Annotated in this window: 11 protein-coding genes; 2 read left to right on the top strand and 9 right to left on the bottom strand. The window is 69.6% G+C overall.

Annotation, left to right across the window (positions count from 1 at the left end; genetic code table 11):
* Positions 1-21 precede the first annotated feature (21 nt).
* From ABZ803_RS24270 to ABZ803_RS24230, 9 genes are all read right to left on the bottom strand, one after another.
* On the bottom strand, positions 22-1,011 hold the full coding sequence (locus ABZ803_RS24270; RefSeq protein ID WP_357042314.1) for a cyclase family protein: 990 nt from the start codon (positions 1,009-1,011) through the stop codon (positions 22-24).
* Between the two features lie 40 nt (positions 1,012-1,051).
* Positions 1,052-1,873, bottom strand: coding sequence for a coniferyl-alcohol dehydrogenase (locus tag ABZ803_RS24265; RefSeq protein WP_357042311.1), 822 nt, complete (start codon positions 1,871-1,873; stop codon positions 1,052-1,054).
* Between the two features lie 95 nt (positions 1,874-1,968).
* Positions 1,969-3,270, bottom strand: coding sequence for an LLM class flavin-dependent oxidoreductase (locus ABZ803_RS24260; protein ID WP_357042308.1), 1,302 nt, complete (start codon positions 3,268-3,270; stop codon positions 1,969-1,971).
* On the bottom strand, positions 3,271-5,079 hold the full coding sequence (locus ABZ803_RS24255) for an FAD-binding protein (RefSeq protein WP_357042710.1): 1,809 nt from the start codon (positions 5,077-5,079) through the stop codon (positions 3,271-3,273). It lies immediately after the preceding gene.
* Positions 5,080-5,090: 11 nt separating this feature from the next.
* On the bottom strand, positions 5,091-6,068 hold the full coding sequence (locus ABZ803_RS24250) for a 3-carboxyethylcatechol 2,3-dioxygenase (protein WP_357042305.1): 978 nt from the start codon (positions 6,066-6,068) through the stop codon (positions 5,091-5,093).
* Positions 6,025-7,695 (bottom strand): bifunctional 3-(3-hydroxy-phenyl)propionate/3-hydroxycinnamic acid hydroxylase, encoded by a 1,671-nt coding sequence (locus tag ABZ803_RS24245; RefSeq protein ID WP_357042302.1) that lies wholly within the window; start codon positions 7,693-7,695, stop codon positions 6,025-6,027. Before ABZ803_RS24245 ends, ABZ803_RS24250 begins: the two co-directional genes overlap by 44 nt.
* A gap of 2 nt (positions 7,696-7,697) precedes the next feature.
* Complete coding sequence (locus ABZ803_RS24240) at positions 7,698-8,561, bottom strand: alpha/beta hydrolase (protein WP_357042299.1); 864 nt, start codon at positions 8,559-8,561, stop codon at positions 7,698-7,700.
* Positions 8,562-8,633: 72 nt separating this feature from the next.
* The gene (locus tag ABZ803_RS24235) at positions 8,634-10,277 is read right to left on the bottom strand and encodes an FAD-dependent oxidoreductase (protein WP_357042296.1); all 1,644 of its coding nucleotides are present in this window, start codon (positions 10,275-10,277) and stop codon (positions 8,634-8,636) included.
* A 277-nt stretch (positions 10,278-10,554) separates the two neighbouring features.
* Entirely contained in the window at positions 10,555-12,093 is a 1,539-nt protein-coding gene (locus ABZ803_RS24230; protein WP_357042293.1) for an AMP-binding protein, read from the bottom strand.
* 601 nt (positions 12,094-12,694) lie between these two features.
* Here ABZ803_RS24230 and ABZ803_RS24225 point away from each other — a divergent pair.
* Together ABZ803_RS24225 and ABZ803_RS24220 are read left to right on the top strand one after the other, a co-directional pair.
* Positions 12,695-12,886, top strand: coding sequence for a ferredoxin (locus tag ABZ803_RS24225; RefSeq protein WP_040864117.1), 192 nt, complete (start codon positions 12,695-12,697; stop codon positions 12,884-12,886).
* Between the two features lie 51 nt (positions 12,887-12,937).
* Positions 12,938-14,302 carry a cytochrome P450 gene (locus tag ABZ803_RS24220; RefSeq protein WP_357042290.1) on the top strand — a complete coding sequence of 455 codons (1,365 nt, stop codon included), beginning with the start codon at positions 12,938-12,940 and terminating at the stop codon, positions 14,300-14,302.
* Positions 14,303-14,316: the final 14 nt, after the last annotated feature.

Genomic DNA, 14,316 nt, shown 5'->3' with positions numbered 1-14,316 from the left:
CTCGTGCTTTCCTCTGGGTCCCTACTTGATGGCGATCGGATTGATGGGGGATCCGACGGCGCCGATCACGCGCAACGGCGGTGCGATGAGCTGGAATTCGTAGACGCCGTCCGCGGCGCAGTCGGCCGCGAGCGCGGTGAGATCCCAGTACTCGCCGAGCATCAGTCCCATGTCCCGCAGGCAGAGCATGTGCAGCGGCAGGAAGGTGCCGTCCACTCCGGACACCGGGTCCTCGACCATGAGGTTGTCCGCGGCCACGGCCGCGATCTCCCGTTCGTGCAGCCAGCTCGCGCACCGCCAGTCCAGGCCCGAGTACGGTTCCGTGCCGTCGCCCGCCTCGAGGAAGCGAGCCCACCAGCCGGTGCGGATCAGCACGATGTCGCCGCGTCCGACTTCGACGCCCTGCGCCTCGACGACCTCGTCCAGCTCGTCGGGGGTGATCGGGTCACCGGCCGCGAGGAAGGTGTCGGCGCCGCGGTGGCGGACCAGATCCAGCAGCACGCCGCGGGTCGTGATGCCCTTGCCGTCGACTTTGTCGATCCCGCAGTGGTACGCGCCCAGACTGGTGACCGAGCTCGCCGGGAAACCGTTGTACAGGTGGTCGTCGTAGTAGACGTGCGACAGCGCATCCCACTGTGTCGCCGCCTGTAGCGGCATGATGATCAGGTCGTCGTTGAAGCGGAACGGGTTGTCCTCGAAGAAGCCGCTGAGTTCGCGTCCGACGCTGTTGCGCAACCACTTCGGGCCGTACTCGGTCAGGGTTCGCGCGTCGCCGCCGTCCACCGTCATCACGTGCACGGGGTTGTGCCGGAACTTGAACGCGCCCTGCGGTCCGGACGAGCCGAAGTCGACGCCGAGCGGGAACACCCGTCCGTGCCGTACCAGGCGCGCCGCCTGGGTGACCTTGTCCGGGGTGATGAAATTGAGCGTGCCGAGTTCGTCGGCGGCGCCCCATCGGCCCCAATTGCGCACACCGTCGGCGACACGCCGGAATTCCGTCAGATCCGCCACGCTGCTTCTCCTTTCACGCCGAGTGCCGGTATTCCGGCGGTCATGAGCCCACGTCCACACCGGCGATCCGGGCGCCCACGTTCCCGCCGTCGACCCAGAGCACCTGGCCGGTGACATAACTCGCCGCCCGGCTGTTGAGGAACAGCAAGGCGGCCGCTTGTTCGGCCGGCTCGCAGACCCGGCCCAGCGGCTTGGGAATGGTGTCGAGATACTCCTGGCCGTAGGCCGAGCGCAGTTGCTCCAGGATGGGCGTCTCCGTCACTCCCGGCCCCGTGCAATTGATCCGGATGCCGCGCGCCCCCAGGGCGACGGCGTTACGCATCGTGTAGTAGATGATCGCTTCCTTCGACAACCGATAACCGCCGTCGGCCACGGCGTCGGGATGGTCTTCGCACCAGGCGATTCCGGCGTGCATGTCCGCGGTGTCCAGCAGGCCGCCGACCTGTTCGCGGTGCTCGAGATAGCCGGCCGCCGCGAGCGAGGACACGCTCGCGATCGTCGCCCCCGGCGCCATCGACCGCGCCAGCGCATCGGTGAACTGCCGCAGGCCGAGGAAATTGATCGTGACCACGCGGATGGGGTCGCCGATGCCCGAGGAGACGCCCGCGACGTTGAACAGGGAGTCGACGCGGCCGGCGAGCGCGGCGACGGCGCGCTCGATCGACGCGGCATCGGCCATGTCCACTCGATGGAATTCGTCGATGTCACCGGCCGGCTCCGCCACGTCCAGACCGGTCACGCGGCCGCCGAGTGCCCGGACCTGACGGGCCACGCAGGCGCCGATCCCGGACGAGCATCCGGTCACGACGACCCGCTTGCCGTCGTAGCGCCACAGCTCATCGGCTCGTTCGACCTCGGGCATCTGCTCTGTCTCCCTCTCGTCCGGCTCGGCCGGGTGCGGCGACACCGCCCGTGCGGTCGCAGCGCGTTCCGCGGCACCACCGCACGGGCCGGGGATCACTGCGCTTCTTCCTTGGCGCGTTGCGCGGCCTGCACCCGGCCCTCGTTGATCTCGGCCATGGCCTCGGGGATCTCGCTGGCGGTGAAGGAGCCGCCCCGGCCGGTGGGCAGGCCGCCGAACGCGTAGTTCTCGTCGAATGCCGGGGAGGCCAACGGCTTACGCCGCGCCTCCACCTTCTCGATAACCGGCTCGAGGCGCTTGGCCTTCGCGGCGACGGCCTTCTCGTCGCGCTCGATGAACTCCGGCAGCACGTGCTTGCCCATGAGTTCGATGGACTCCATGGTGGCCTCGTGGCTGCGCGGGTTCAGCAGCAGGATGATCTCGTCGACGCCGCTCTCCTCGTAGCCGCGCAGGAATTCGCGTACGGTGTCCGGCGATCCGATGGCGCCCCGGCCCGGCCCGTAGGCCAGCGTCTCGTCCTCCCTGACAGCGTCGAGGTAGCGGTCCCAGACACCCGTGCGACCGGGGGTGTGCTGGCCGGTCATGTAGTAATGCATGATCCCGAAGGAGAAGAACCCGCCGCCGAGTCCCAGTCGCCGGAGAGCCTGCTCGTCGGTGGGCGCGACCATCATCGACAGATCGCCGCCGATGGCCAGGATGTTCGGGTTGAGCACCGGCAGCCACGGCTCGGCCTTGTCCTCGAATTCCTGGTAGTACCCGCGGACCCGATCCGCCAGCGGCCCGGGTCCGGTGTAGGCGAAGCTCAGCGCACCCGCGCCCAACCGCGCCGCCATCTGCACCGAGGAAGGCCGGGTACAGGCCACCCACACCGGGGGATGCGCGCGCTGGTGCGGCTTGGGAATCACATTGCGCGCGGGCATCTGGATGTGCTCACCCTGGAAACCGGTGAACGGCTCCTCGATCATGCAGCGGATGGCGACCTCCAGGGCCTCCTCCCACTGCCCGCGCTTGTCGGCGGGATCGATGGCGAATCCGCCGAGTTCGCCCACCGACGACGATTCGCCGGTGCCGAACTCCACCCGTCCATCGGAGATCAGGTCGAGTGTGGCGACCCGTTCGGCGACCCGGGCCGGATGGTTGATCGCCGGAGGCAGGTGCATGACGCCGAAACCGAGCCGGATGTTCTCGGTCCGCTGGCTGGCCGCGGCCAGGAAGATCTCCGGCGCGGTGGAATGGCAGTACTCCTCGAGGAAGTGGTGTTCGGTCAGCCAGACGGTGGAGAACCCCGCCTTGTCGGCGGCCTCCACCTCCGCGAGACCTTCCTTGAAGAGCAGTCGCTCGTCGTCCGGCACCCACGGCCGCGGCAGCGCGAATTCGTAGAACAGGGATATCTTCATTTACTTACTTCCTCCGATGGAATCGAACGTCGAGTTGTCGCGGGCGGATTCGGTGTGGTCCGCCGTCGCGCTACCCGCCAGGTGCTCGACCGCGACATAGCCGAACGTCATCGCGGGCCCGATCGTGGCGCCCGCGCCCGCGTAACTGCGGCCCATGACCGCCGCGGAGGTGTTGCCCACGGCGTAGAGACCCGGGATGACGGTGCCGTCGGACCGCAGCACCCGGGCGTGCTCGTCGGTGCGCAGGCCGCCCGAGGTGCCGAGATCGCCGAGGATGATCCGGAACGCGTAGTACGGGGGCTTGCCCAGCGGATACAGGTTGGGGTTGGGCAGGGTGGGGTCGCCGTAGTAGTTGTCGTAGACGCTGTCGCCGCGCTGGAAGTCGTCGTCGTGGCCGTTGCGGGCGAGTTCATCGAATCGCTTCGCGGTGGCGCGCAGGCGATCTTCGGGCACGCCGATCTTCGCCGCGAGTTCCGTCCAGGAGTTGGCCGCCACGACGACACCCGAGTCCAGCCAGGCCCGCGGGATCTTCCGGCCGGTCGGCACCGGTGCGAACGGGATCTTCGGCAGCGGCAGGTGCCCGGCGACGACGTAGCGGCGCCAGGAGCGCACGTCGGTGATCAGCCAGCTCGGGATGTGCGTGGTACCCGACTGCTGGCCCTCGATCATCGCGTGGCCGAAATCCATGTACGGCGCGGCCTCGTTGATGTACCGCTCGCCCGCGCCGTTGACGATGAACTGGGCAGGCATCATGCGCTCGTTGAGCATGAATTGCAGCCGGCCGTCGGGCCATTGGATGGCCGGGAACCACCACGCCTCGTCCATCAGGTCGGTGGCCGCGCCGACCTGCTGCCCGGCGCGGATGCCGTCGCCCATGGACTGCGGATTGCCGAAACTCCAGTCCTGGTCCACGACCGGCTGGTGCTCCTTGCGCCAGGCCATGTCGTGATCGAAGCCACCGGTGGCCAGGATCACGCCGCGTGCGGCCCGGATCCGCGACGGCTGCCCGTCGCGCTCGACCACCGCGCCGACCACGCCGCCGTCGGCTCCGGCGATCAGGGAGGTCATCGGCGCGTTCAGCCAGAGCGGGATGTCGCGCTCCCGCAGTGCGAGCCGTAGCCGGGCCACCAGGGATTGGCCGATGGCGGCGATCCGGTCACCGAACACCCTGGCGCGGAACATCCGCCAGACCAGCTTCACCAGTACGGCTTTGCCGCGCCAGGACTGGCGCACCTGGTAGAACAGCCGCAGATCCCTGGGCCCCAGCCAGATTCCCTTCGGGGCCAGGGCCAGCGGACGCAGCAGGTTCTGCTCTTCGTCGCCGAGCATGCGCAAATCGATCGGCGGCACGTTGATGGTGCTGCCCTGAGCGGAGCCGCCGGGCAGTTCCGGGTAGTAGTCGGCGTAGCCGGGTTTCCACACGAACCGCAGCCACGGACTGCGCTGTTCGAGGAATTCCATCATCCGCGGCGCCTTCGCGACATAGGCCCGCAGGCGCGCGTCGCCGACCAGGCCTTCGGTGATCGCGCGCAGGTACTCCACCACCCCGTCGGGATCGGGTGTGTAGCCGTCGCGCTTCTGCGCGGGTGCGCCGGGCACCCAGATGCCGCCGCCCGACAGCGCGGTCGATCCTCCGTAGTAGGCCGCCTTCTCGACCACCAGGACGGACAGTCCGGCCGCCTCGGCGGCGAGCGCGGCGGTCAGCCCGCCGCCGCCGGAGCCGACGATCAGAACATCGACGGAATGGTCGAACTCCGTTGGTTCTCCGGGATTTCCGGCCTTCGCGGCGCCGGACGCGGGTGCGTCGATCGGTTCGGATGTCACGCTCGCCTCCTGGCGGTCGAATCGTTGTCCCGGCCCGTGTCCGCGAGGGCGGTTCGCACGGCGAATCCGGCGATCAGCGCGGGAGCCGATCGGTAGTAGCGCACCGTCGTCCGGTACGGCCCCTGGCTTGCCAGCGCGGCGAAGGCGGCGACCCAGGTGCGCACCTCGTGCGCGGAGTTGCCCGCCGCCTCGGTGATCGCCGCGTTGGCCCAGTCGTCGAACTCGTCGAGCCGCCCGTGGTCGAGGATCTCGAGGAAGCGCCCGTCCCACTCGGGGTTGAGCGGCCGGAGCCCGCCGCGCCCGGCGGCGAATTCGCGGGCGGCTTCGATCACCCTCTCCTGCCGGGTATTTCGCTGCTGCGGGGTCATCTGCCCGCCGTGCACGATCCGCTCCAGCGCGGGTCCGGTGGCCGTGGCCAGCGCGGGCACCGGTGGGTCGTGGGACAGCCCGCCCGAACCGAGCACCAGTACCCGCTTGCCGAGTGTCGCCAGGTGCGCGCCGACGGCCGCGCCGAGCGCTCTGGCGCGACGCAGCGGACCGAGCGGCACGGCCACCGAGTTGACGAAGATCGGGACGACCGGTCGCGCGGTCGCGGCGCCGAGCAGCCGCTGCAACGGCTGGACCGTCCCGTGATCGACCTCCATCGTCATCGAGACGGCCACGTCGACACCGGCCGCGAGCACCGCCTCGGCCAGTTCGGCCGCCAGGTCGGCGGGGACGTCCAGCGGCCCGGCGTGCGTGCCGTAGTCGCCGACTCCGGTAGCCGCCGTGCCGACGCAGAACGGCGGCATGAGCTTGTAGAAGAACCCGTTGTAGTGGTCGGGCGCGAACACCACGACCAGGTCGGGGTCGAAGTCGCGCACGAACCGCGACGCCTCGTCGAGGGCCGACTCGATGTCCTCGAGCAACTCTCGCTGCGGCCCGGGCAGGTCAAGAAGAGGGCTGTGCGAGACGCAGCACACGGCCAGCGGCATCGTTTCCTCCTCGGAGCAGGTGGAGCGTGTCGAGCAGTGCCGCGCTCAGTTCGGGTGCCTGTTGCGCGATGGACGCCCCCGCCACGCAGCGGTCCGGCCGCAGGAACAGCACCGAGTCGAGTTGGCCGTCGAACCAGCGTTTCAGCGCGCCGGTGCGGTCGCCCACGACGACGACGTCGGGGTCGTCGTGACCGGTCCAGCGCAATTGGGCGGACGGGCGGGCCTCGAAGAACCGCGCTCCCAGGGCTTTCCATCGTTCGAACGCCGTCGCTCCGAGCACATCGCGGGGCCGGTTGTTCCAGCACAGCACGGCGAACCACGGTCCGAGCACCTCGTCGAGCAGGACGTCGGGGCGGTCTCTGGTGTCCACCCGGGGCTGCACGAACAGGGTGCCGACCGAGGACTTCGGCGAACGGGACCAGTCGTGCACCACCGCCCCGCGCTCGTAGCGCGGCATCGGCTTGAACCGCATGCCCAGCACATAGCGTTTCACCGGGGGAATCGCGGCCGCGGCGCGAACCAGCGCGTCGCGGACCGCCGCCACCTTGCGATCGGTCGGCGAGATCACCCGGCCGACCATCGTCGAGAGATCGATCATCGCCCTGGCGTGCTTGCGGCGCTCCAGGTCGTAGCTGTCGAGCAGGGCGTCGCCCGCCTGCCCTCCGACGACGGCGGCGAGTTTCCACCCGAGGTTGGCCGCGTCCCTGATCCCGCTGTTGTAGCCCTGCCCTTGCCACACCGGCATCAGGTGCGCGGCGTCGCCTGCCAGGAGCAGACGGCCGCGCCGGAAGGCGCCCGCGATCCGGGAATGGTGCGTGTAGACCCGGCGCCGGATGACCTCGAGCCGCTCGGGATGCGGGACGAACGGCGCGACCATCCGCGCCACGAACGCCGGATCCTCGGCCAGTTCGTCGGGTTCGTCGTCGTGGATCATGAACTCGAAGCGCCGGATACCGTGCGCGATCGACACCGACACGTTCGGCCGCGCCGGATCGGCGGCGACCTCGATGTTGGGATGCCCCAGCGGATCCGAGGCGAGATCGACCACCAGCCAGCGCGTGGGCGAGGTGGTGCCTTCGAAGGAGACCCCCATCTGCCGCCGGGTGGCGCTGCGCCCGCCGTCGCAGCCCACCACGTATCGCGCGGTCACGGTGGACGGCCCGCTGTCGGTGGCGAGTTCGACCGTCACCCGCCCGCCTGCCTCCGCGCACGAGGTCATGGCCGTCCCCCAGGCCACCTCGACGTGCGGGTAACGGGCCAGCCCGGCGAGCAGCTCGGCGTCGACCAGCGGCTGGACGAACCCGTTGCGTTTGGGCCAGCCGAATTGCTCGTCGGTGGGGGCGATCTCGGCGAGCAGCCTGCGCCGCGCGTCGACGAACCGCATGATCTGGTTCGGGGTGGTGTGCGGCAGAACGCGGTCGGCCAGCCCGATCGCCTGGAACGTCCGCAGCGATTCGTCGTCCAGGCCGACGCCGCGCGGGTAGTCGATGAGGCTCGGGCGTTCCTCGACCACCCGGGCGCGCACACCGTACATCCCGAGCATGTTGGCCAGCGTCAAGCCGACCGGGCCCGCACCCACGACGAGCACGTCGACGTCGGGCGCGGTGGAGATCCTGCGCTCGGCCATGGTCAGCCGCCCAGCAGGAAGTCGAGGTGCAGGGCGTTGAAGGATTCGGCGTCCTCGTACTGCGGCCAGTGCCCGCAGTCCGGCAGGACTTCGAAGCGCGCGCCGGGGATCATCGACGCGATCCGCCTGCCCTCACCGACGTCTGCGGTGGGGTCGTCACTGGTCCACAGCACGAGGGCCGGCGCGGTGATGCGGCCGTAGTCACCGGGCCCCAGCAGGTTTCGCCGCCGGATCTCCGGATCCTGCAAGGCCATGATGTCGCGCATGGCGGCGGCGAAGCCCGGTTGCCGGTAGATGCGCTGCCTGCTGGCGACCACGTCGTCGTAGTCCTTCGACTTGTCGGCCATCAGCCACTTGATCCTGGCCTGCACCGTCTCCCAGGTGGGGTCGGTGGCCGCTGCCATCGACAGCGTGACGATGCGGCGCATCACCTCCGGGTCGGCCTGGGACCCGCCCGCGGTGTTGAGCACCAAGCGGTCGACGCGCTCGGGATGATCGATCGCCACGCGGGCGGCCACCCAGCCGCCCAGCGACTCGCCGCTGACGCAGGCGCGGCGCGCGCCCACCGCGTCGAGGAATCCGATGACGTGCTCCACATAGTGCGAGATCTCCAGCGGATGCCCGGGTTTGCCGGTGTAGCCGTGCCCCAGCATGTCGATCGACCACGTCGAGAAGTGCGCGGCGTGGGCCTTCAGATTGCGGACGTAGGCTTCGGCGTGCCCCCCGGACCCGTGTAGCAGAACGAGAGCCGGGTAGGTCGGATCGCCCGCGTGTAGGTAGCGGGTCCGGACACCGCCGACGTCCAGGTATCCCTGGGTGAAGGGGACGCCTTGGAGATCGCTCCAGATGCTCTCGTATTCCGGCAACTCGTTATCCTCCGTAGAACCCGGCCTGTTCGCCATCGCGGCGGGGCAGGCGCGATGCCTCTCGCTCTGTGCTCAGATCTCGACCGATTTGCCGGTCGCCGCGGCGTATCCGGCGCGAAAGCCCCACACCATCCCGGGGCCGATGGTTCCGCCCGCTCCGCCGTAGGCCCGGCCGGTCACCCCGGCCATCGCGTTGCCCGCGGCGAACAGCCCGGGGATGACCGTCCCGCTGACGTGCCGCACCCGTCCGTCCCGGTCGGTGCGCGGGCCGCCTTTGGTTCCCATCGCCCCGACGGTGACGGGCACGGCGTAGTAGGGAGCGGTATCGATCGGACCGAGGGTGCGGCCGGCGACGGTGGCGGCGCGTTCGTCGCCCCACCAGCCGTCGTAGGCGCTCGAACCGCGCCCGAAGTCGGGGTCGGCCTCGGCGGCGACGTGACTATTCCACGCGGACACGGTCGCGGCGAGACCGTCCGGGTCTATACCGGTCTTCTTCCCGAGCTCGGCGAGATCCGCGGATTCGCAGAACCATTCGGGGACCGGATCGCCGGGCGCGATACCGAGGAAGCCGTAGCGTCGCAGATGGACGGCGTCGAAGACGATCCAGCCGGGATCGTTGACATAGCCGCCCCTGGGATCGAGATAGTGGAACGCGCCTGCCATCGAGTTGTACTCCGACGCCTCGTTGACGAACCGCCTGCCCGCCCGATTGACCATGATGCTGCGCGGGCGCGTCCGTTCGAGGCGCACACTGCGGCTGCGCGGCTTGCCCTCGATGGTGTCGCCGGGAATCCGGACGATCGGCACCCACCATGCCTCGCTCATCGTGCCGAGGTCCGCGCCGTGAGCCATCGCCATGCGCAGCCCGTCTCCGGTGTTGTTCGGCGGCGACACGGCGCCGTGCATCGGACCGCGCAGGTAGGAGCGGATCAGGGTGGGGTCCCATTCGAATCCGCCGGTTGCCAGGACGACACCGCTGCGCGCCCGGATCGTCGATTCGCCCGCGGCCGTGACGATCCGGACCCCGGTGACGGCGCCGTCCTCGGCGATCAGCTCCGTGGCCCTCGCCCCGGTTCGTGGGATCACCCCGGCGTCGAGCACGCCGGCGAGCAAGCCCGCGACGAGCGCGGTCCCGGCTACGCAGAGGTCGGCCGACTCGTCGGCGACCGTGGCGTGCAGCCGGGCGCGCGTCTCGGCGTCGAATCCGACGTTGCTCCAGTCCGCCGGGAAGGCGGTGATGCGGTCGCGCCACACTCCGAGCCGGGCCAGGTCGAAGGCGACCGGACTCAGCGAGCGGCCGCCGCCCGGCCTGCCGCCGGGCAGTTCCGGTTTGTAGTCCGGGAAGCCGTCGGCGATCTCGAAGCGCACACCGCTGTGCGCCTCGACGAAGTCGACCATCGCCGCACCGGTACGCACGAAGACCTCGACCAGTTCGTCGTCCATCGAGTCCAGCGATTGGGCGTGCAGGTAACTCAGCGCGTCGGCCACGCTCAGCGGTCCGTCGGCGCAGCGGTCGTGGGCGGGAATCCACGCGATACCGCCCGACACCGCGCTCGTGCCGCCGACGGTCGCCGCCTTCTCGAAGACCGCCACCGACGCGCCGTGCACCGCCGCACTGAGGGCGGCGGTCAGGCCGGCGGCGCCGGTCCCGAGGACCACGACGTCGACCTCGGTGTCCGCCGTGGTGGCGGACCGTTCCTGCTGCTGCGAAGGCACTGCGCGACTTCCTTTCGGCTGCACGGATGAGCCTCCGGCGCGCCGGACCCGCTCGTTGGAGCCGGACTCGGCGGCCGCTTCGAGGCCCCTGCCGAGCCGACGGATTCGAAGTCGAGACCGCGCGGGCGCCCGGATCGGATCGGCACGGTCGACTCCGAGCCGGGGCCCGGAGGAATGCGTGTGGGGGAACCGCGAATCCGCGGGGCGGATGCTTCGAGCGACCAGCGGGCGCCCAAAGGAGCGAGACCTCCATTTGCAACTGAGAAGAATGGTATTCTCATCTTGCGGATGTGGCAATCCCCGCCCGGACGAGATGTTTCTGCACCTTGCCGCTCGCCGTCCGCGGATAGTCCTCGACCTCGAACAACCGCTCCGGCCACTTCTGGCGCGCGATGCCCGCGGCGGCGAAGTGCGCGCGCACCTCTTCCGCGGACGGCAGCACGCGCCCCGGCCGGATGCGCAGCACGGCGCCGACCGTCTCGCCGAAGCGCTCGTCCGGCACGGCCACGACCACCGCTTCGGCGACCGCGGGCAATTCGGCGAGCACCTCCTCCACTTCCAGCGCGCTGATGTTCTCGCCACCGCGGATGATCACGTCGGATTTGCGGTCGGTGACCGTGAGGCAGCCGTCCGCGCCGAGGACGCCGATGTCACCGGTGTGATACCAGCCGTCCGCGTCGAAGGCGCGGCCGGTGAGCAGGTCATCGGTATAGCCGAGGCACAGATCGGGTCCGCGGCTGAGGATTTCGCCGTCCTCGGCCAGCCGGATCTCCACGCCCGGCATCGGCCTGCCGTCGGTGTAGAGCCGTTCCTTTTCGGGCGCGGTGTACCGCGACCCGGTGATCGATGGATGCTCGGTACTGCCGTAGGCGCGGAACGGGACGAGGCCGAGATCGGCGAGCCTGCGGGTCACCGAGACCGGGACAGCCGATCCGCCGAGTCCGACATATCGAACGTGTCGCAGATGCTCGGGGGTGAAGTCCGGGTGGTCGAGCAAGCTGGTGACGAAGTAGGGCGGGCCGCCCCCGATCGAGATGCCGTCGCTGCGCATCAGCGCCAGCGCGCGGCCCGGGTCCCAGACGTCGGCGAGGTGCACCGGCTCGGCGTGCAACACCGGAATCAGGAATGCGCCGACCATGCCGATGAAGTGCCCCACCGGGGTGGCCGTGAGCCGCTTGCCCCGATCCGACGCGGTCCGCTCGGCGAGCTGCCTGGCTTCACAGCCCAGTGTCTGATGACTGTGCACCACACCCTTCGGCGCGCTGGTGGTTCCCGAGGTGAAGGCGATCAGGGCGGGACTCGCCGGATCCACGGCGACCACCCGCGCCATGGGCTCGTCGGCGAGCAGGTGATCGAAGTCGATCTCCACCAGCCCGACCAGCGGAACCCCGGCGCTCACCTCGGGGTCGAAACTCAGCCTGCCGAACCGGTGGGCCGTGATGAACACCGCGGGCCGGACGACCTCGAGGATGTGCCCGACTTCCTTGCGGCCGTAGAAGTGGACGATCGGCACCACCACCGTCCCGAGGATCGCGGAGGCCCAGAAGGTCGCGGCGGCCTCCATCCAGTTCGGCAACTGGAACGCGATCGCGTCACCCGGACCGACGCCACGTGCCCGCAGACCCGCCGCGAGCCTGCGGGCGACGCGTTCGACATCGGCGAAAGTGCCCGACCACGGGCGGACATCGGAATGCACCCGGAACTCGGTGCCGGGGGCGGCGGCGAGACCACGCGCCAGCAGCTCACCCAGCGTCTCCCGGCGCCACCAGCCTTCCCGTTCGTAGCGGATTCGCAATTGCTCGGGAACCGTTCGCATCTCGGCACTCTCACTCACTTCTCGGGACCGGCGCGCCGTCGTGCGCGGCCGTTCGGCATCGGCGGGCAACGACCCGGCCGCACGGCCGCCGTCGGTCGACACGTCCGGACGAACCGCTTCCCGTCATGACGGAAACAGCATTCTCCTAAAACGAGATTATTTCATCCGATCGCGCCTCGGGGAGCGTCACCGCAGACGTCCGACCGATCCACAGAACCGCGCCCGGATACCACTTGAACAGGTGAAATCCGCCAACTCGGCGTGGCTTGCGGCGATACTTTTGGTAGAGTACCGTTCTCATTGACGGAAAGGTTGATTCTTGCACCGAGACGGCCTGTCCGTACCCGCTCCGGCGAGCCGTGCGCAAGGACCCCGGCTGCGCGAACGCCGGCCGCCGCCTGTGCGGACACACCGCAGGGGGTTCCTCGGCGTACCGGCCGACGCGTGATCGGTCGTCAGGGCGTGGCCGTCGTGGCCATCGAAGAGGACGGAAGGTTCAGCTGTGGGACGTGCCGAAGACGAGGCCGCGGTCATCACCGGCGCCTAGCTGATCGACGCGCCGGGCCCGTGGCGACCCACGACGATTGCGGAGGAACGAACGATGAAGGTCCGAGTCGATCCGGATCGCTGCCAGGGACACACCCTGTGCTCGATCAACGCACCGGCGGCATTCGAGCTGAGCGACGTCGACGGACACGCGACGGCCATCGCGGGCGAAGTCCCGGCCGACCAGCAGGAGCAGGTGCGGGAAGCGGTGCGATCGTGCCCCGAACGGGCCATCTCCCTCGCCTGAGGCGCTCGGCGCCGGACGCGCCGCATTCCGTGAGCAGCAGAGGAACACATTGTGAGCATTGACGACGCAGTCGCCGACGAGGACCGCAAGAAGAACCGGTACCAATTCGACCGGCACACACCGGAATACCGGCACCGGTTCCAGGAGATCACCGAGGAACTGCACGCCAAGTGCCCGATCGCGTGGAGCGACACCTACGGCGGTCACTGGGTGGCCGGCGGCGGCAACGCGGTCTTCGAACTCGCCCGCTGCCCGCACGTCTCCAACGACCACGATCTGCACGGCGAACGCAAGGGCTACAAAGGGATCTCCATCCCATCCGCCCGGCGCGCGCAGGTGGTGCGCGGAGGAATGCTGGAGATGGACGATCCGGAGCACCGGCTCTACCGCCAGGTGCTCAATCCCTACCTCTCCCCCGCCGCGGTCCGGCGCTGGGAGCCGGTCATCGACGAGATCGTGCGAGCGAGCCTGGACGAGAGGATCGAGAGCGGGCGCATCGATTTCGTCGACGACCTCGCCAATGTCGTCCCGGCCGTGCTGACCCTGGCCATGCTCGGAATCCCGTTGCGGCAGTGGTCCATCTACAGCGAGCCGGTGCACGCCTCGGTGTACACGCCGGAGGACTCGCCCGACGCGGCACGGGTCGCCGAGATGCACCGCGCGATGGGCATCGATCTGCTGACCAACCTGGCCGAGATCAAGCAGAACCCGCGGCCCGGCCTGGTGCACGCCCTGACCGAGCTGCGGATCGACGGCGAGCCCGCGCCGGACCTCGAACTGCTGGGCATGCTCGGCCTGATCATCGGCGGCGGATTCGACACCACCACCGCGCTCACCGCGCACTCGCTGGAATGGCTGTCGGATCACCCCGGCCAGCGCGAGCTGCTCAGCCGAGAACGCGACACCCTGCTGGCCCCGGCGACCGAGGAGTTCCTGCGCTTCTTCACCCCCGCGCCGGGTGACGGACGCACCATCTCGGCCGACTGCGTCGTCGAGAACACCCGGTTCGAAGAGGGTGACCGCCTGTGGCTTTCCTGGGCGATGGCCAACCGCGATCCCGCGATCTTCCCCGATCCGAACGAGGTCGTCCTGGATCGCAAGGGCAACCGGCACTTCAGCTTCGGCCTCGGCGTGCATCGCTGCATCGGGTCGAATGTCGCGCGCACCGTGTTCAAGTCCATGCTCACCGCCGTGCTCGACCGGATGCCCGACTACCGCTGCGATCCCGAGGGCACCGTGCACTACGAGACCATCGGGGTGATCCAGGGCATGCGGCAGCTGCCCGCCACCTTCACACCGGGGCCGCGTCTGGGCGCCGGACTGGAGGAGACCTTGGAGAGATTGCAGCGGATCTGCGACGAGCAGCGACTGGCGGCGCCGGTGACCGAGCGCCCCGACGTCGCGCGGATCGACTGACGCGGCCGGGAGAC

The sequence above is a fragment of the Nocardia sp. NPDC047648 genome, from assembly GCF_040642815.1.
GTDB classification, from domain to species: domain Bacteria; phylum Actinomycetota; class Actinomycetes; order Mycobacteriales; family Mycobacteriaceae; genus Nocardia; species Nocardia gamkensis.
This window is presented reverse-complemented; position numbering and strand designations above follow the sequence as displayed.

Bases quoted from the DNA above. Each gene is read 5' to 3' on its own strand.
- ABZ803_RS24245 (WP_357042302.1), bottom strand. From the start codon at position 7,695: ATGGCCGAGCGCAGGATCTCCACCGCGCCCGACGTCGACGTGCTCGTC.
- ABZ803_RS24230 (WP_357042293.1), bottom strand. From the start codon at position 12,093: ATGCGAACGGTTCCCGAGCAATTGCGAATCCGCTACGAACGGGAAGGC.
- ABZ803_RS24250 (WP_357042305.1), bottom strand. From the start codon at position 6,068: ATGCCGCTGGCCGTGTGCTGCGTCTCGCACAGCCCTCTTCTTGACCTG.
- ABZ803_RS24225 (WP_040864117.1), top strand. From the start codon at position 12,695: ATGAAGGTCCGAGTCGATCCGGATCGCTGCCAGGGACACACCCTGTGC.
- ABZ803_RS24260 (WP_357042308.1), bottom strand. From the start codon at position 3,270: ATGAAGATATCCCTGTTCTACGAATTCGCGCTGCCGCGGCCGTGGGTG.
- ABZ803_RS24265 (WP_357042311.1), bottom strand. From the start codon at position 1,873: ATGCCCGAGGTCGAACGAGCCGATGAGCTGTGGCGCTACGACGGCAAG.